Raw genomic sequence first — 15,986 nt, 5'->3', positions numbered from 1 at the left:
CCGGCCCCCGCGACGGACGGGGGCCCGGGCCCCTCAGCTCAGCGCCGGAATCACCCGCTCCCCATACGCGTCGATGACCGCCTCCCGCGCGTCGTGCATCGCGTACACCGCGAACTGGTCGACGCCCAGGGCCCGTAGCGCCTTCAGTTTCTCGATGTGGGCCTCCACGGGGCCCAGCAGGCAGAAGCGGTCGACGATCTCGTCGGGGACGAACGCCGTGTCCGGGTTGTCGGTGCGGCCGTGGTGGCTGTAATCGTAGCCCTGACGGGCCTTGATGTAGTCGGTGAGCGCGTCCGGCACCAGGCCGGAGTGTTCGCCGTAGCGCGACACCAGGTCCGCCACGTGGTTGCCGACCATGCCGCCGAACCAGCGGCACTGCTCGCGGGCGTGGGCGAGGTCGTCGCCGACGTACGCGGGGGCGGCCACGCAGATGGTCACGGCGGCGGGGTCGCGTCCGGCCTCCACGGCGGCCGTGCGGACCGCCTTGACCATCCACTCCGTCAGGAACGGGTCCGCGAGCTGGAGGATGAAGCCGTCGGCCTTCTGTCCGGCCAGCGCCAGCGCCTTCGGACCGTACGCCGCCATCCAGACGGGCAGCCGGCCGTCCCTCACCCAGGGCAGCTTCAGCGACTGGCCGTCGACCTCGGCCTCCCGGCCCTCGGCGAGGTCGCGGATGACGTCGATGGCCTCGCCCAGGCGCGCCAGGGTGTTGGGCTTGCGGCCGGCGACGCGCATCGCGGAGTCGCCGCGGCCGATGCCGCAGACGGTGCGGTTTCCGTACATCTCGTTGAGGGTGGCGAAGGTGGAGGCGGTGACCTCCCAGGTCCTGGTGCCGGGGTTGGTCACCATCGGGCCGACGCGCAGCTGCCGTGTGTGCTCCAGGATGCGGCTGTAGATGACGAACGGCTCCTGCCAGAGCACCGCCGAGTCGAAGGTCCAGCCGTAGCGGAAGCCGTTGCGTTCGGCGCGGCGCATCAGGCCGACGACGGTCGAGGCGGGCGGGTCGGTCTGCAGGACGAGTCCGAAGTCCATGGGGTGCTGCTCCAGGTGGCTAGCCGAGGTACTGGGTGGTGGCCCGCGGGGTGTAGACGCCGTGTCCGGCCCGTCCGGTGAACCGGCGTTCGTGCAGGACGAGTTCGCCGCGCGAGAGGACCGTCTCGACGCGGCCGGTGATCCGCCGGCCCTCGTACGCCGAGTAGTCCACGTTCATGTGGTGGGTCTCGGCGGAGAGGGTCTGCTCGGCGTGCGGGTCGTAGATGACGACGTCGGCGTCGGCGCCCGGCGCGATGGTGCCCTTCTTCGGGTAGAGCCCGAACATCCGCGCGGGACTGGCGCAGGCGATCTCGATCCAGCGCCGCCGGGAGAGGTTGCCGTCGAGTACGGCCTGGTGGAGCAGGTCCATCCGGTTCTCCACGCCCGGCAGCCCGTTGGGGATCTTGGAGAAGTCGCCCCGGCCGAGCTCCTTCTGCCCCACGAAGCAGAACGGGCAGTGGTCGGTGGAGACCACCTGGAGGTCGTTGGTGCGCAGCCCCCGCCAGAGCGCGGCCTGGTGCTCCCTGGGCCGCAGCGGCGTCGAGCAGACGTACTTGGCGCCCTCGAAGCCGGGCTCGGCCAGGTTGTCGGTGGACAGGAACAGGTACTGCGGACAGGTCTCGCCGAAGACCGGCAGCCCCTTGTCCCGGGCGGCGGCCAGCTCCGCCACCGCCTCCTCGGCCGACACGTGCACCACGTACAGCGGCGCCCCCGCGACCCGGGCCAGCTGGATGGCGCGGTGCGTGGCCTCGGCTTCGAGCAGGGCGCGGCGCACCTCGCCGTGGTAGCGCGGGTCGGTGCGGCCTGCGGCGAGCGCCTGCTCGACGAGGACGTCGATGGCGATGCCGTTCTCGGCGTGCATCATGATCAGCCCGCCGTTGGAGGCGGAGCGCTGCATCGCGCGCAGGATCTGGCCGTCGTCGCTGTAGAAGACGCCCGGGTAGGCCATGAACAGCTTGAAGGAGGTGATGCCCTCCTCCACCAGGAGGTCCATCTCCTTGAGCGAGTGCTCGTTCACATCGGAGAGGATCATGTGGAAGGCGTAGTCGATGGCGCACTGCCCGTCGGCCTTGGCGTACCAGGCGTCCAGGCCCTCGCGCAGGGCGTGGCCCGGCGACTGCACGGCGAAGTCCACGATGGTGGTGGTGCCGCCCCAGGCGGCGGCCCGGGTCCCGGTCTCGAAGGTGTCGGAGGCGAAGGTCCCGCCGAAGGGGAGCTCCATGTGGGTGTGGGCGTCGACGCCGCCCGGGATGACGTACCTGTCCGTCGCGTCGATCGTCCGCTCGGCGCTCCAGCTCTGTGCCGCGCTGGACCCGTGGGCGGCCAGGGCGGCGATGCGGCCGTCCTCGATGAGGACGTCGGCGTGGATCTCGTCGGCGGCGGTGATCACCAGGCCGCCGCGGATGAGTGTGCGGGTACTCATGGGTGGTGCTCCCTTTCGTACACGTACGACGCGCTCCGCTCGCGGGGCGCGGTTGCTCGGCCGTGGGGCGTCCGTGGCCGGTCGCGCGCGGCGGAGCCGCTGATGTCACGGCCGCGTGCCCCCGGTGGGGCGCGGCGGCTACACGCCGCGCAGCGCCTGTTCCAGGATCGCCGCGCCCTCCTCCGCCTCCGCGACCGTCAGGGACAGCGGCGGGGCGACCCGCAGCACGCTCGTGTTGTGGCCGCCGCCCTTGCCGATGAGCAGACCGCCCTCGCGGGCCGCCTCCAGGACCGCCGCCGCGGCCTCCGGGTGGGCCTCGTCGGTGCCCGGCTTCACCAGCTCGATGCCCGCCATCAGACCCCGGCCGCGCACCTCGCGTACGAGGGGGAGCTGGGCGGCGACGGCCCGCAGCCGCTCGATGAGCAGTCCGCCGACGCGGCGGGCGTTGCCCTGGAGATCGTGTTCGAGCAGGTACGACAGGTTGGCGAGGCCGGCCGCCATGGTGACCGGGGAGCCGCCGAAGGTCGAGATGGAGTTGGCGTCCAGGCAGTTCATGATCCGGGCGCTCGCGACCACCCCGCCGATCGACATGCCGTTGCCGATGCCCTTGGCGAAGGTGAGGATGTCGGGCGGGCCGTTCTGGGCGTGCGCCTGCCAGCCCCAGAAGTGCTCACCGGTCCGGCCCCAGCCGGTCTGCACCTCGTCGCTGATCCACAGGATGCCGTGCCGGTCGAGGACCTCCCGGAAGGCGGCGTACAGCCCGTCGGGGGGCGAGGTGAAGCCGCCGACGCCCTGGATCGGCTCGGCGATGAGCGCGGCGACCTCGCGCGTGTGGCCGAGGAGGTCTTCGAGGTCGGCCACACAGGCGTTGATGAACTGGCGGTCGCTCAACTCCGCGTAGGGGCCGCGGGTGCGCACTCCGCCGTGGACGTACAGCGTCTGCAGGGGGGACAGGCTCGTCGGTGACCAGGAGTGGTTGCCGGTGATGCCGACCGCGCTGAAGGAGCGGCCGTGGTAGCTGTTGCGCATCGCCAGGATCTGGTTGGAGCCGCGGTGGGCGGTGGCGAGCAGCAGCGCGGTGTCGTTGGCCTCGGTGCCGGAGGTGGTGAAGAAGACCCGGGCGTCCGGGATACCGGAGAGCTGGGCGATCCGCTCGGCGAGCTCGACCATCGGGCGGTTGAGGTAGAGCGTCGAGGAGTGGATGATCCGGCCGGCCTGCTCGGAGACGGCCTTGGTGACCTCGGGCAGGGCGTGCGCGGTCATCGTGGTGAGGATGCCGCCGAAGAAGTCGAGGTAGCGGTTGCCCGCGGAGTCCCAGACGTACCGGCCCTCGCCGTGGGTGAGCTCGATCGGGTGCCGGTAGTAGAGGGCGAGCCATTCGGGCAGCACCGCGCGGTGGCGGTCGAAGAGCGAGGTCACGGCTTCACCAGCCCGTCGTAGGCGTCGGGCCGCCGGTCGCGGTAGAACGCCCACTGCCGGCGCACCTCGTCGATGAGGCCGAAGTCGAGGTCCCTGACGAGGAGTTCCTCCTCCTTGTCGCTCGCGGTCTCCCCGACGAACTGGCCGCGCGGGTCCACGAAGTAGCTGGTGCCGTAGAAGTCGTTGTCGCCGTACTCCTCGCGGCCGACGCGGTTGATCGCGGCGACGAAGTACTCGTTGGCGACCGCCGACGCGGGCTGTTCCAGCTGCCAGAGATGGGCCGAGAGTCCGCGCGAGGTGGCGGAGGGGTTGTAGACGAGCTGGGCGCCGTTGAGGCCCAACTGGCGCCAGCCCTCGGGGAAGTGGCGGTCGTAGCAGATGTAGACGCCGACCTTGCCCACGGCGGTGTCGAAGACCGGCCATCCCAGGTTGCCCGGTTTGAAGTAGTACTTCTCCCAGAACCCCTTCACCTGGGGGATGTGGTGCTTGCGGTACTTGCCGAGGTAGCTGCCGTCGGCGTCGATCACGGCCGCGGTGTTGTAGTAGAAGCCCGAGTCCTCGATCTCGAAGACCGGGACGACGATCACCATCCCGGTCTCCCGGGCGAGCTCGCGCATCCGCTGGACGGTCGGCCCGTCGGGCACCGGCTCGGCCCACTGGTAGTGCTCGGGTTCCTGCACCTGGCAGAAGTACGGGGCGTTGAAGACCTCCTGGAATCCGATGATCTTCGCGCCCCGCCGGGCGGCCTCGCGGGCGTGTTCCTCGTGTTTGGCGATCATGGATTCGGTATCGCCGGTCCAACTGGCCTGGACCAGGGCGGCGCGGACAACAGTGGCCATGAGCTGCTCCTTAGACGAGCCGTCAGCCAGGCGTCGACACGCGTAGATTGCGTGTGGAGAGACCGTAAAGCCCGTCACGCACCGTGGCAAGACCATCGCCGTCACGCCACGAAGTCGATCACATTTCCCTCGGTACGGGGCCGGGCAGCCGCCCCCAGCCGCCCCGCCGGGCGTGCCTCAGCAGCACCGGGTCGTCCCCGACGACCACCGGGTGGCCCACCTCGGCGAGCAGCGGCAGATCGGCCGCCTCGTCGGCGTAGGCGTAGCAGTCGGCGGCGAGCAGGGCGCGTGCGCGCAGCAGGGCGCGGGCCGCGTACCCCTTGCCCTGGCCGGACATCGGGGCGTGCGGCCGGGCGCAGAGCACCGCGTCCGCGCCCAGTTCGCGGGCGACGGGCGCGACGGCCCCGGCGGGCGACGGCGTCACCAGGACCACCAGGTGGCCCCGGGCGGTGTGGTCGTGCAGGGCGGCGAGGACCGGCGCGTGCCAGAGGCGGCCGAGCGGCGGTCCGGGGCCGCCCGGGGGCAGCTCGGGCAGGGCCAGGAGCGTGCCCTCGACGTCGAAGAACGCGGCGGCGCGCCGGTCGTGCGGCCGGGGCGCGCGGGAGCGGAACGGGGATACCTGGGCGTCGTTGTCCATTGCCCGGGAACCTGCCCACCCGCACCCTGCTCCCAATCCATGGATTTCAACGTTCTGTTGCCATTTTGGCCACGCGGAACGCGTGCACGAGGTCCCGTCTGCGGCCCTCGGAGACCGCGCGGGCGGCGGCCAGCAGCCGGGGGCCGAGGCGCGCCGGGGCGTGCGCGGCCAAGTGCGCCGCGTCCTGAGGCGTACGGACCCGGACGAAGGCGTCCAGCAGCGCGTCCGCCTCGCGCTCGCGCCCGGCGTCGTCCAGCGCGAGCACCGCGTGCGCGAGCTGCTCGGCGGGCCGGCTCACGCCCTGGCGCAGCAGCCGGTGGCAGTCCTCGTCCTGCCCGGCCGCGGCGAGGGCGGCGGCCGCGGCGGCGAGCCGGTCGGGCGGCAGCGAGGCCGCCTCCCAGAGCAGGGTGGCCCAGTCGGCGCCGAGGCCCGCGCGGTGGAGCTCGCCCGCGAACAGCGGCAGCAGGTCGGCAGCGCCGGACGCCGCGTCGCACAGCACGGCGTGCGCCTCGCCGGTACGGCCCCGGGCCCGCAGCCGTACGAGCTTGACGACGGCCTCGCGGACCGTGCGCCGCCGGTCGCGCTCGTCCGCCCGCTCCTGCCGCGGCTCGTCCTGGCCGCGCGCGTGCTCGGGCTGTCTGCGGGGCTGCCGACCGCCGCCGAACCGGGCGCCGGTGGGCGCGGCGGCGACGGACGGCAGTAACGGCCCACCGCCCTCGGCCTCCGCCTCACCGGTCTCCAGCCCGGCGAACCGGGCCCCGCGCGAGACGCGCCGAGCGACGGGCCGGGGCGGGGGCGCGTGAACGTCCGGGTCGGGAACGCTCGGGACCGCCGCGGCCCGGGGGGCTACCGGGGCTTGAGGCGCGCGGGCGGTCACCGGGGCCGCTGGCGCCAGCGGGGTGTGGGGCGCGTCGGCGGCCGCCGGGGACGCCCCGCCCCTGGGCCGGGCCACCGCCCGCTCGCCGAACCAACCCCTCGGCACCTCCGGCCCCAACGCGGCGATACGGGCCCGCAGTTCGGCACAGCGGGCAGTGGCCCGGGCCAGGTCGTCCTGGATCCAGGCCGACTCGTCCCGGGCGGCGCCCGGCAGGCGCTCCGCCGCGTGCGCCTGGGCGCGCAGCACCACGGCCAGCTGTTCGCGCAGGGCCTCGCGCCCGCCCGGGCGGGTGTCGTACGCCGTCGCGGCCGCGGTGTGCAGGGCCCGTGCCCGTACCGTCTCGCGAGCCACCGCTTCCGGGCCGTGGGTCGGCACGAGGTCCTGGAGCAGCGAGGCGACCACGTCCCACGGCGGGATCGCGCTGCCGTCGAAGCAGGCTGCCAGCGAGTCGGGGTCGCGCTGCCGGAAGACGGCGTACCAGCCCCCGGACCGGTCGAGAAGGGCCGCCACCCGACCCATGTACCGTACGAACGCCCCTACATCAACAGGGAGTTGATTGCCCGTCATCGCGCCGCCCCCCAACCGCCGACTGAACCCCCACGGCCCTCGGGCATTCGATACCCGCCGTATTGCGCCGGTGTTACGCGGAGGTCTTCGCCGCGCTACCGGGGTATGGCCGCGCGCCGAACAGCGAGGTGATCCCAAAAGACGCACGCCCCCACAGCGCGCCCCCGCAAGCCCCGCTCCCCCGGGCGACGACCAGGTCAGCCGCCCCGGCCGGACGCGGACCCCAGGGGCGCGAGGAACTACGCGAGCAGCCCAAAGACCACCCGCACTCACACCACCAGCCCAGCCCCACCAGGGGCGCGGGGAACTGCGCGAGCAACCCAAGACCACCCGCGGTCAAACAACAAGGCCGGCCCCACCAGGGGCGCGGGGAACTGCGCGAGCAACCACCCACCGACCCGCACCCGAAAACAAGGCCGCCCCGCGCGGCCCACCACGCCCCGCACAGCCCTCACGCAGGCAGCAGACTGCAACTCCCCGCGACCTCGTCGAGCGAAAGCCCCAGCACGCCCGCCAGCGCGGCCACGGTGAAGAACGCCGGCGTCGGCGCCCGGCCGGTCTCGATCTTCCGGAGGGTCTCCGCGGAGAGCCCGGCCGCCGCGGCGACCTCGCTCATGCTGCGCCCGCCCCGCGCGGCCCGCAGCAACTTGCCCAGCCGTTCGCCGCGCTCGCGCTCTTCGGGGGTGAGAGGGGTGCGAACCATGGGCCCGAGTCTAGTCCGACACCGACCGAAACAGACCGGGGACGGACCGGGAGCGGACGCGGGACGGGCCGGGCACGGACCGGGGACGGACCAGGCACGGGCACCCCGGAACCACCGGCCCCGACCGGCCACCCCGGACTCAACCCCCCACAACCCCCTCCGCCCCCCACCCCTCCACCTGGAACCGCGGCGTCACATCGCGCCGACGGACCTCCTCGCCGCAGGACCGGCACGCGATCATCGGGTCCAGGTCGGCCCCGCAGGTGTGCTGCCACACCGTGGGCGGTACGTCCGCGAGGTGCCGGTCGCCCCACCGCATCAGCGTCAGCAGCACCGGCCGCAGCTCCTGCCCGGCCTCGGTGGCCCGGTACTCGTACCGCGCGGGCCGCTCGTTGTAGAGCACCTTCTCCAGGACCCCCGCGTCCACGAGCCTGCGCAGCCGGGCGGTGAGGATGTCGCGCGGGGCACCCACGTTGCGGGCGATCGCGTCGAAGCGGTGCACGCCGAAGAAGACCTCGCGCAGGACGAGCAGCGCGTACTTCTCCCCCACGACCCCGAGCGCGTCGGCGATCGAGCAGGGCCGGGAGTTCTTCTGCGATGTCGTCATGGCTCCACGGTAAGCCAGGAACAGCAGTGCATTGGATTTTCCAACCCACAGAGCTACAGTGAATCCAGTTTTCCAACCTACTCGTGGGTAGCGAGTGGCCCGAGCAGCACCCGAGCAGCACCCGAGCAAACCAGCAAACCGAGCACACCGAACACACCGAACACACCGAGGAGCACGCGATGCGTGACGCCGTGATCGTGGAAGCTGTCCGTACCCCGATAGGAAAGGGGAAGCCGGGCGGGGCGCTCTCGCAGACGCACCCCGTCGAACTGCTCGCCCACACCCTGCGCGCCCTCGTCGAGCGCAGCGGAGTCGACCCGGCGCTGGTCGACGATGTGATCGGCGGCACCGTCGACCAGGTCGGCGAGCAGGTCATGAACACCACCCGGTACGCCTGGCTCTCCGCCGGGTTCCCGGACAGCGTCCCCGCCACCACCGTGGACCGTCAGTGCGGCTCCTCGCAGCAGGCGGTCCACTTCGCCGCCCAGGGGGTGCTGTCGGGGGCGTACGACCTGGTCGTGGCGTGCGGGGTGGAATCGATGAGCCGGGTGCCGATGTGGTCCAACGTGCCCGCGGGCGCGGACCCGTTCGGACCCGGGGTCGCCGCCCGCTTCCCCGAGGGCCTCGTCCCGCAGGGCATCAGCGCCGAGCTGATCGCCGCGAAGTGGTCGATCGGGCGGCAGGCGATGGACGAGTTCGCCACCGCCTCGCACCGGAAGGCGGCCGCGGCCTGGGACGCCGGGCTGTTCGACGCCGAGACCGCGCCGATCGCCGGGCTGACCCGGGACGAGTCGGTGCGCCCCGCGACGACCCCGGAGATCCTGGCCGGGCTGAAGCCGTCGTTCGCGGACCCGCACTTCGCCGAGCGCTTCCCGCAGATCGACTGGTCGGTGACGGCGGGCAACAGCAGCCCCACCAACGACGGCGCCTCGGCCGTACTGATCACCTCCAGCGAGACCGCCGCGCGGCTCGGGCTGCGCCCGCTCGCCCGGCTGCACAGCTTCGCGGTGACCGGCTCGGACCCCGTGCTGATGCTCACGGGTGTCATCCCGGCCACCGAGAAGGTGCTGCGCAGGGCGGGCCTCGGCCTCGCCGACATCGACCTCTTCGAGGTCAACGAGGCCTTCGCCAGCGTGGTGCTCGCCTGGCAGCAGGAGACCGGCGCCGATCTCGCGAAGGTCAACGTGCACGGCGGCGCGATCGCGCTCGGCCACCCGCTGGGCGCCAGCGGCACCCGGCTGATGACGACGCTGGTGCACGCGATGCGCCGGCGCGGAGCGCGCTACGCCCTCCAGACCATGTGCGAGGCGGGAGGACTCGCCAACGCCACGGTCCTGGAAGCGCTCTGACGCCGACCCAGCCCCCGCCGAGCGTGCGGAGGGACCGGTGACGCGCTCCCCCCGACCGGTATAGTAATTGGAATGGTGACGATCAAGACGGACGCACAGATGGACGCGATGCGCGAGGCCGGGCGGGTGGTGGCCCGGGCGCTCGCCGCCGCCCGGGACGCGGCGGAGGTGGGCGTCAGCCTGCGGGACCTCGACACGGCGGCCCACGAGGTACTGCGGGCGGAGGGCGCCTCCTCGCCCTTCCTCGGCTACCACCCCGAGTTCGCGCCGGTCCCGTTCCCCGCGGTCGCCTGCGTGTCCGTCAACGACGCGATCGTGCACGGCATCCCGGACGGCTACCGGCTGCGCGACGGCGACCTGGTCAGCGTCGACTTCGGGGCGGTCCTGGACGGCTGGGCCGGGGACTCGGCGATCAGCTTCACGGTCGGCCGGTCGCGGACCGAGGACGTCCGGCTGATCTCCACGGCGTACGAGGCACTGGAGGCGGGGATCGCCGCGGCGGTCGTCGGCAACCGCATCGGGGACATCGCGCACGCGATCGGCACGGTGTGCCGGAGCGCCGGCTACGGCATCCCGGACGGCTTCGGCGGCCACGGCATCGGCCGCCACATGCACGAGGACCCGGGCGTGCCCAACGAGGGGCGCCCGGGCCGGGGCATGACCCTGCGGCACGGCATGGTGCTCGCGATCGAGCCGATGCTGATCGCGGACGGCACGGACGACTATTTTCCGGCGCCCGACGGCTGGACCCTGCGGACGGTGACCGGCACCCGGGCGGCCCACGCGGAGCACACGGTGGCGGTGACGGAGAAGGGCCCCCGCGTCCTCACGCGCCTCTGAGCGGACCACGGAGCGGACCACGGGTCACCCCCGCCCCGCCCGTCGGCGGCCGGAAGCGGACGCCCGGAACAGGCCACGGAATCCGCCCCGCCCACGGCGCACCGTGGCTGGTCCGTACCTGTCCCGGAACGTCACGTTCTGCTGTCATGGACCCGCCAACCCCCCCACAGGAGTCCGGGCTGGCGACATGACCGAAGGGAGCGTCATGTTCAACGCACTGGCCATCGGCGGCGCATCGGCCGTCCTGCTGGCCGCCCCGCTCAGCACCTCCGGCCACACCCCCGGCTGGGGCACCCCGCCGCCCGACAAGATCGTGATCGACCTGGTGACCGTCAACGGTTCGGGCTGCCCCGCGGGCACCGCGGCCGTCGCGGTCTCCCCCGACAACACCGCGTTCACCGTCACGTACAGCGCCTACCTGGCCCAGGTCGGCAAGGGTGCCCAGCCGACCGACCTCAGAAAGAACTGCCAGCTCGCGCTGAACGTCCACGTCCCGCAGGGCTTCACCTACGCGGTCGCCTCGGCCGACTACCGGGGCTTCGCCCACCTGGAGAAGGGCGCCACCGCGCAGGAGCGGGCCAACTACTACTTCCAGGGCATGTCGCAGACGGCCTATATCACGCACCCGTTCAAGGGGCCGTTCGCCGACGACTGGCAGACCAACGACACCACCGACGTCGCCGCCCTCGTCTACAAGCCCTGCGGGGAGGAGCGCTATCTGAACATCAACACCGAGCTGCGGGCCGGGGCCGGCACCTCCGACACGGTCAACACCACCAGCTTCATCACGATGGACTCCACCGACGCGAGCATCACGACCACCTACCACTTCTCGTGGAAGGTGTGCCCGCCGAAGTAGCGCCCGGCGAAGCGGTACGCACGGGGCCGCCCGCCGCGGGGCGGACGGCCCACCGCGTCAGTTGGCTGCGATGAACCGCCGGGCCAGCTCGTCGCCGAGCGAGACCGCCGCACTGTGGCTCTCGATCGGCTCGACCCGCGAGTTCCTGAAGAGGATGTACGTCACGCCGGACTCGGCGCCCCCGGAGACGGGGTCGGGGTTCATCCCGAGCGCCTTGGCGGTGGCGTAGGACGCCTCGCCGATGATCCTGGAGGGGCCGGTGTCGCCGACCACCGCGTACTCGACCCTGTCGCGGTAGATGACGGCGGCCAGACCCCCGCCCCCCGTCCCCGCGGAGGCGTGGTTCCAGATCGAGCTGGAGGCCGGCACGACGACGTACGGCAGTTTCTCCGCGTTCAGCGGTCTGCCGTCGGACTGGCGGTAGGCGGTCTCGCCCCGGAACCAGGGGTCGGTGCCGGGGTTGCAGGCGGCGGTGGTCTGGCCGTCGCAGTCGATGTCGAGATCGGCCTTCCAGAAGACCGCGCCGTTCTTGCCGCAGACCGGGACCGTCGCGGAGGTCTCGCGGTCGGTCCGGTACTTGCCGCGGGAGATCTGCGAGCAGGACGTCACCTTGGCGAGCAGGTCGGCCGCGCTCACCGGGTCCTCGTCGGTACGGGTGGGCGCGCCGGCCGGGCGGGTCGCGGTCGAGGCGGTGGCGGGCAGGGCCGCGGTGGCGAGCAGGGCCGCGCCGGAGGCGGCGGCGAGGGCGAGCGTTCGCGTACGCACGTGGGGACCCTTCTGTAGGAGAGCTTCCTTGCCTGACGCGAACACAGCGAGCCGTTTACATGGGCGCGTCAACGCCGGTCACATAAAATGAAACGCGGCCCCCGTCCCGTGGAGGACGAGGGCCGCGCCCGCTTCACCCGCCCGGCGGACGGGTTCTGACGCGGTGTCACCCGGCCGGGCGCACCACCATCGCGGAGCCGCCGCCGCGCCGGACCTTCTCGGCCGCCGCCACCCAGCGGCCGTCGTCGAGCCGTTCCACACCGGTGGCCGCGCCGATCATCGGGTTGAGCGAGAACGCCTGCCCCAGCGCCTCCAGCCGGGCCCGCAGCGGGCTGTTGTAGAGCTCGGGCTCCAGCTCCGTCTTCGCCGCGTTGCGCTGGCTGGCGCGCGGTGCGGCGATGGCGTCGACCAGCGGCAGACCCCGGTCCAGGTGTCCGACGAGCGACTGGAGCACCGTGGTGATGATGGTCGCGCCGCCCGGCGAGCCGAGCGCCATCACCGGGCGGCCGTGCCCGTCGAGCACGATCGTCGGGGACATCGAGGAGCGCGGCCGCTTGCCGGGTCCCGGCAGGTTCGGGTCGTGGACGGCCGGGCTCGCCGGGGCGAACGAGAAGTCCGTCAGCTCGTTGTTGAGCAGGAAGCCCCGGCCCGGCACCGTGATGCCGCTGCCGCCGGTCTGCTCGATGGTGAGCGTGTACGAGACGATGTTGCCCCACTTGTCGGCCACCGTCAGATGCGTGGTGTTCTCCCCCTCGTACGTGGTGGGCGAGGCCTGGCCGGAGGTGGCGCACGGCGCCGGGTGGCGCGGGTCGCCGGGCGCGAGCGGGCTGGTCAGCGCCTTGGTGTCACTGATCAGACAGGCCCGCGCATCCGCGAACCGCTGCGAGAGCAGCCCCTTGGTGGGGACGTCCTCGAAGGCCGGGTCGCCCACCCAGCGGCCCCGGTCCGCGAACGCCACCCGGCTCGCCTCGATGTAGCGGTGCAGATACTGCGCCTCGGACGCCTTCGACAGGTCGGTGCGCTCCAGGATGTTGAGCGCCTCCCCGACCGTGGTGCCGCCCGAGGACGAGGGCGCCATGCCGTAGACGTCCAGGCCCCGGTAGCCCACCTTCGTCGGGGCCTGGTGCTTGACGGCGTACGACCGCAGGTCCTTCGCGGTGAGGTCGCCGGGGCGCGCGTTGCGGCCGGAGCCGGGCGCCACGGGGGGCTTGCGGACCGTCCGGACGATGTCGCGGCCCAGGTCGCCGCGGTAGACGGCGTCCGCGCCCGCGCGCCCCAGCTCCTCGTAGGTGCGGGCGAGGTCGGGGTTCTTCAGCGTCGAGCCGACCACCGGGAGCCGGCCGCCGGGCAGGAACAGCTTCGCGGTGTCGGGGAAGTCGGCGAACCGCGCCTGGTTGTCGGCGGTCTGCTGGCGGAAGGTCTCGTCGACGGTGAAGCCCTCGCGGGCGAGCCGCTCGGCGGGCCGCAGGAGCTTGCTCAGCGGCTTGGAGCCCCAGGCGTCCAGGGCCGCGTCCCAGGTGGCCGGGGTGCCGGGGGTGCCGACGCTGAGCCCGCTGGTCACCGCGTCCGGGAACGGCAGGGGTTTGCCGTTCTCCAGGAACAGGGACGGGGTGGCCGAGCGGGGCGCGGTCTCGCGGCCGTCGATGGTGTGCACGGTGCGGGACCGGGCGTCGTAGTAGACGAAGTACCCGCCGCCGCCGATGCCCGAGGAGTACGGCTCGGTGACGCCGAGGGCGGCGGCCGTGGCGACGGCGGCGTCCACCGCGTTCCCGCCGTGTCTGAGCACGTCGATGCCGGCGGCGGAGGCGTCCACGTCGACGCTGGCGACGGCGCCGCCGTACCCCACCGCCTCGGGTGTCTTGACGGGCGGGTGGGCGGTTGCCGGTGGGGCGGCCGCGACCGAGGTCGCCACGGCCGCGGCGACGGCCAGTAACGAGAGACTGCGGACGGCGGAGCGACGCATGCGTACCTCCTGGGTGCGAATGTCCGCGCAGCGTAACGCCGCTCCCGCCGTCGCGTCAGGACCCTCTCGAACACCGCGCCGCGTGGCCGCTAGCATGCGCGCCCATGAACGACGACGTACGCAACATCGTGCTGGGTGTGGTGGCCGCGGGCATCAGCGCCGCCCTGGGCTGGCTCACCCGGACCTATCTCTGGAAGCGGCGGCTCCGTCGCCAGCAGGACTTCTTCGGGCTGCCGACGCACTCCGAGTGCCTGCTCGTCGTCAACCGGGACGCGGGCGCGGAGGGTGCGGTGCACCGGTTCGACGTGTTCGCGCTCCTCGAACTCGCCTCGCTCATCAAGGACTGCGGAGCGCACGCCCGGATCGTCCAGCACGACGCGACCCAGCAGGGCTTCGGCGTACGCACCGAGTTCTGCGTGGGCGGCCCCTACTCCAACCGCCGGATGGCCGCGCACCTGTCCGCTCTGCTGCCGGGCGTCACGATGAACGTGGACAGCGAACCCGTCCCGGAGCGGGGCGCGTTCACCATCGGCGGCGAGCAGTACCGGGTGGAGGGCGGGGTGACCGAGTACGTCATACTCGCGCGGGTCACCGCCGGCCAGGGGCAGCGGCCCGTCTTCCTCTTCTGCGGGCAGCGCGCCATCACCAACCAGGCGGCCACCCGCTATCTCGCCCGCAACCACGAGAAACTGGCCCGCAAGCACGGCACCGGCACGTTCTGCCTGCTCCTGAAGGTCGTCAACTCCCTCGCCTACGGCCCGGACGTGGTGGAGGTCGTCGCGGACGTCACGCGCGCCGCCCTCACGGCCCCGACAGCTCCAGCGGCAGCGACTTGATCCCGTTGACGAAGTTCGACACCAGCCTGCGCGGCGGCCCGGCGAGCGTGTGGACGGGCAGCAGCCGCAGCACCTCCTCGTGCAGCACCCGCAGCTGGAGGCGGGCGAAGTGCGCGCCGAGGCAGACGTGCGGGCCGTCACCGAAGGAGACGTGCGGGTTGGGGGCGCGGGTGAGGTCCAGGCGGTGGGGGTCGGCGAAGACGCGCTCGTCGTGGTTGGCCGAGGCGTGGAAGACCACCACCTTCTCGCCAGCCCGCACCCGCTGCCCCGCCAGCACCGTGTCCCGTACAGCGGTACGGCGGAAGGTGAGCACCGGCGGATGCCACCGCAGCAGCTCCTCGACGGCTTCGTCCACGGCCGCAGCGCCCGTGCGCAGGGCGCGTTGGGCCGCCGGGTGCTCGGCCAGCGCCAGGAAGCCGCCGGGGGCTGCCGCCCGTACGGTGTCGTTGCCCGCGACCGTCAGCAGGAAGAAGAACATCTCCAGTTCGGCGTCGGTCAGTTCGCCGTGGGCGAGCGCGGTCATCACGTCGTCGGCCGGCACGCGCCGCTTGTACGCGGCGAGCTCCTGGGCGTAAGCGAACATCTCGCGCAGCATCGCGGGCGAGCGGGGATTGACCGGCCGTCCGTCGGGGCCGGGCACCGGGGGTTCGTCGGGGTCCTGGTAGCCGATGACGCGCTCGGTCCATTCCAGCAGCAGCCCGCGGTCGCTTCCGGGCACCCCGAGCAGGTCCGCGAGGTTGAGCAGCGCGTAGTCGTCGGTGACCTCGGTGACCAGGTCGACCACGCCGCCCTCGGCGCCGTCGCGGGCCGCGCCGAGCAGGGTGCGCGCCCGGTCCCGTACCACCGCCGCGAACCGGTCGACGCGGCCCGGGGTGAAGGCGCGGCTCACCAGGCGGCGCAGCCTGCCGTGGTCGTGGTGGTCGCCGCGGCCGGGCGCCGGTGGGGAGCCGGGCGCGGGGTCCTGGTTGAGCATCATGCGCCGGATGAACGGCAGGTCCTCGGGGTCGGGGTCGCGGATCTGGGTGGCGCCGAGCGCGGAGGAGTAGCCGGCCGGGTCCTTCAGGACGCGCACCACGTCGGCGTGGCGGGTGACCGCCCAGAAGCCGGGGCCGGCGGGCCAGCCGAGGACCTCGTACTCCTCCTGCCAGGCCACCGGGTGCCTCTCGCGCAGCTCCCGGTAGTCGTCGTGGGGTGGCCCGGCGGCGTACCGGCGCGGGTCGAAGACGTCCGGCAGATCACTCATCGCACCACGGTGGCGCCGCATGGCGCC

Annotated in this window: 15 protein-coding genes; 4 read left to right on the top strand and 11 right to left on the bottom strand. The window is 72.9% G+C overall.

Going from position 1 to position 15,986, the window contains the following annotated elements; all coding sequences use genetic code 11:
* Positions 1-33 precede the first annotated feature (33 nt).
* The 8 genes from ABZ404_RS05310 to ABZ404_RS05275 form a co-directional block, all read right to left on the bottom strand.
* The gene (locus tag ABZ404_RS05310; protein ID WP_358833399.1) at positions 34-1,032 is read right to left on the bottom strand and encodes a TIGR03842 family LLM class F420-dependent oxidoreductase; all 999 of its coding nucleotides are present in this window, start codon (positions 1,030-1,032) and stop codon (positions 34-36) included.
* A 19-nt stretch (positions 1,033-1,051) separates the two neighbouring features.
* Positions 1,052-2,455, bottom strand: a complete 1,404-nt coding sequence (gene hydA, locus ABZ404_RS05305; protein ID WP_358833400.1) for a dihydropyrimidinase — start codon at positions 2,453-2,455, stop codon at positions 1,052-1,054.
* Positions 2,456-2,593: 138 nt separating this feature from the next.
* Complete coding sequence (locus ABZ404_RS05300) at positions 2,594-3,874, bottom strand: aspartate aminotransferase family protein (RefSeq protein ID WP_358833401.1); 1,281 nt, start codon at positions 3,872-3,874, stop codon at positions 2,594-2,596.
* The gene (locus ABZ404_RS05295; protein ID WP_358833402.1) at positions 3,871-4,713 is read right to left on the bottom strand and encodes a nitrilase-related carbon-nitrogen hydrolase; all 843 of its coding nucleotides are present in this window, start codon (positions 4,711-4,713) and stop codon (positions 3,871-3,873) included. The genes ABZ404_RS05300 and ABZ404_RS05295 overlap by 4 nt, the downstream gene beginning before the upstream one ends.
* Positions 4,714-4,831: 118 nt before the next feature.
* Positions 4,832-5,350 carry a haloacid dehalogenase-like hydrolase gene (locus ABZ404_RS05290; RefSeq protein WP_358833403.1) on the bottom strand — a complete coding sequence of 173 codons (519 nt, stop codon included), beginning with the start codon at positions 5,348-5,350 and terminating at the stop codon, positions 4,832-4,834.
* Between the two features lie 46 nt (positions 5,351-5,396).
* Positions 5,397-6,746, bottom strand: coding sequence for a hypothetical protein (locus tag ABZ404_RS05285; RefSeq protein WP_358833404.1), 1,350 nt, complete (start codon positions 6,744-6,746; stop codon positions 5,397-5,399).
* Between the two features lie 499 nt (positions 6,747-7,245).
* Positions 7,246-7,497: a helix-turn-helix transcriptional regulator gene (locus tag ABZ404_RS05280; RefSeq protein WP_358833405.1), complete on the bottom strand. Its 252-nt coding sequence runs from the start codon at positions 7,495-7,497 to the stop codon at positions 7,246-7,248.
* Between the two features lie 139 nt (positions 7,498-7,636).
* Positions 7,637-8,104, bottom strand: a complete 468-nt coding sequence (locus ABZ404_RS05275) for a helix-turn-helix domain-containing protein (protein ID WP_358833406.1) — start codon at positions 8,102-8,104, stop codon at positions 7,637-7,639.
* A gap of 179 nt (positions 8,105-8,283) precedes the next feature.
* Here ABZ404_RS05275 and ABZ404_RS05270 point away from each other — a divergent pair, with 179 nt between their 5' ends.
* The 3 genes from ABZ404_RS05270 (at position 8,284) to ABZ404_RS05260 (ending at position 11,152) form a co-directional block, all read left to right on the top strand.
* On the top strand, positions 8,284-9,453 hold the full coding sequence (locus ABZ404_RS05270) for a thiolase family protein (RefSeq protein WP_358833407.1): 1,170 nt from the start codon (positions 8,284-8,286) through the stop codon (positions 9,451-9,453).
* Between the two features lie 72 nt (positions 9,454-9,525).
* Positions 9,526-10,293, top strand: coding sequence for a type I methionyl aminopeptidase (gene map, locus ABZ404_RS05265; protein WP_358833408.1), 768 nt, complete (start codon positions 9,526-9,528; stop codon positions 10,291-10,293).
* Positions 10,294-10,498: 205 nt separating this feature from the next.
* Complete coding sequence (locus ABZ404_RS05260; protein WP_358833417.1) at positions 10,499-11,152, top strand: DUF4360 domain-containing protein; 654 nt, start codon at positions 10,499-10,501, stop codon at positions 11,150-11,152.
* Positions 11,153-11,209: 57 nt separating this feature from the next.
* Here ABZ404_RS05260 and ABZ404_RS05255 read toward each other — a convergent pair whose 3' ends face one another.
* Together ABZ404_RS05255 and ggt are read right to left on the bottom strand one after the other, a co-directional pair.
* Complete coding sequence (locus ABZ404_RS05255) at positions 11,210-11,917, bottom strand: glycoside hydrolase family 75 protein (protein WP_358833409.1); 708 nt, start codon at positions 11,915-11,917, stop codon at positions 11,210-11,212.
* A 166-nt stretch (positions 11,918-12,083) separates the two neighbouring features.
* Complete coding sequence (gene ggt, locus ABZ404_RS05250; RefSeq protein ID WP_358833410.1) at positions 12,084-13,880, bottom strand: gamma-glutamyltransferase; 1,797 nt, start codon at positions 13,878-13,880, stop codon at positions 12,084-12,086.
* 104 nt (positions 13,881-13,984) lie between these two features.
* Between ggt and ABZ404_RS05245 the strand changes: the two genes are divergently transcribed.
* Complete coding sequence (locus tag ABZ404_RS05245) at positions 13,985-14,716, top strand: hypothetical protein (RefSeq protein ID WP_358833411.1); 732 nt, start codon at positions 13,985-13,987, stop codon at positions 14,714-14,716.
* On the opposite strand, the gene ABZ404_RS05240 is transcribed toward ABZ404_RS05245, so the two are convergent.
* Positions 14,682-15,959 carry a cytochrome P450 gene (locus tag ABZ404_RS05240; RefSeq protein WP_358833412.1) on the bottom strand — a complete coding sequence of 426 codons (1,278 nt, stop codon included), beginning with the start codon at positions 15,957-15,959 and terminating at the stop codon, positions 14,682-14,684. The two genes, ABZ404_RS05245 and ABZ404_RS05240, sit on opposite strands and share 35 nt — an antisense overlap.
* Positions 15,960-15,986: the final 27 nt, after the last annotated feature.

It is taken from the genome of Streptomyces sp. NPDC005878 (assembly GCF_040629815.1).
Classification (GTDB): domain Bacteria; phylum Actinomycetota; class Actinomycetes; order Streptomycetales; family Streptomycetaceae; genus Streptomyces.
The sequence above is the reverse complement of the archived record's forward strand: the minus strand, read 5'-3'. Positions and strand labels throughout refer to the sequence as shown.

Bases quoted from the DNA above. Each gene is read 5' to 3' on its own strand.
- ABZ404_RS05310 (WP_358833399.1), bottom strand. From the start codon at position 1,032: ATGGACTTCGGACTCGTCCTGCAGACCGACCCGCCCGCCTCGACCGTC.
- hydA (WP_358833400.1), bottom strand. From the start codon at position 2,455: ATGAGTACCCGCACACTCATCCGCGGCGGCCTGGTGATCACCGCCGCC.
- ABZ404_RS05295 (WP_358833402.1), bottom strand. From the start codon at position 4,713: ATGGCCACTGTTGTCCGCGCCGCCCTGGTCCAGGCCAGTTGGACCGGC.
- ABZ404_RS05290 (WP_358833403.1), bottom strand. From the start codon at position 5,350: ATGGACAACGACGCCCAGGTATCCCCGTTCCGCTCCCGCGCGCCCCGG.
- ABZ404_RS05285 (WP_358833404.1), bottom strand. From the start codon at position 6,746: ATGGGTCGGGTGGCGGCCCTTCTCGACCGGTCCGGGGGCTGGTACGCC.
- ABZ404_RS05280 (WP_358833405.1), bottom strand. From the start codon at position 7,497: ATGGTTCGCACCCCTCTCACCCCCGAAGAGCGCGAGCGCGGCGAACGG.
- ABZ404_RS05275 (WP_358833406.1), bottom strand. From the start codon at position 8,104: ATGACGACATCGCAGAAGAACTCCCGGCCCTGCTCGATCGCCGACGCG.
- ABZ404_RS05270 (WP_358833407.1), top strand. From the start codon at position 8,284: ATGCGTGACGCCGTGATCGTGGAAGCTGTCCGTACCCCGATAGGAAAG.
- map (WP_358833408.1), top strand. From the start codon at position 9,526: ATGGTGACGATCAAGACGGACGCACAGATGGACGCGATGCGCGAGGCC.
- ABZ404_RS05260 (WP_358833417.1), top strand. From the start codon at position 10,499: ATGTTCAACGCACTGGCCATCGGCGGCGCATCGGCCGTCCTGCTGGCC.
- ggt (WP_358833410.1), bottom strand. From the start codon at position 13,880: ATGCGTCGCTCCGCCGTCCGCAGTCTCTCGTTACTGGCCGTCGCCGCG.
- ABZ404_RS05245 (WP_358833411.1), top strand. From the start codon at position 13,985: ATGAACGACGACGTACGCAACATCGTGCTGGGTGTGGTGGCCGCGGGC.
- ABZ404_RS05240 (WP_358833412.1), bottom strand. From the start codon at position 15,959: ATGAGTGATCTGCCGGACGTCTTCGACCCGCGCCGGTACGCCGCCGGG.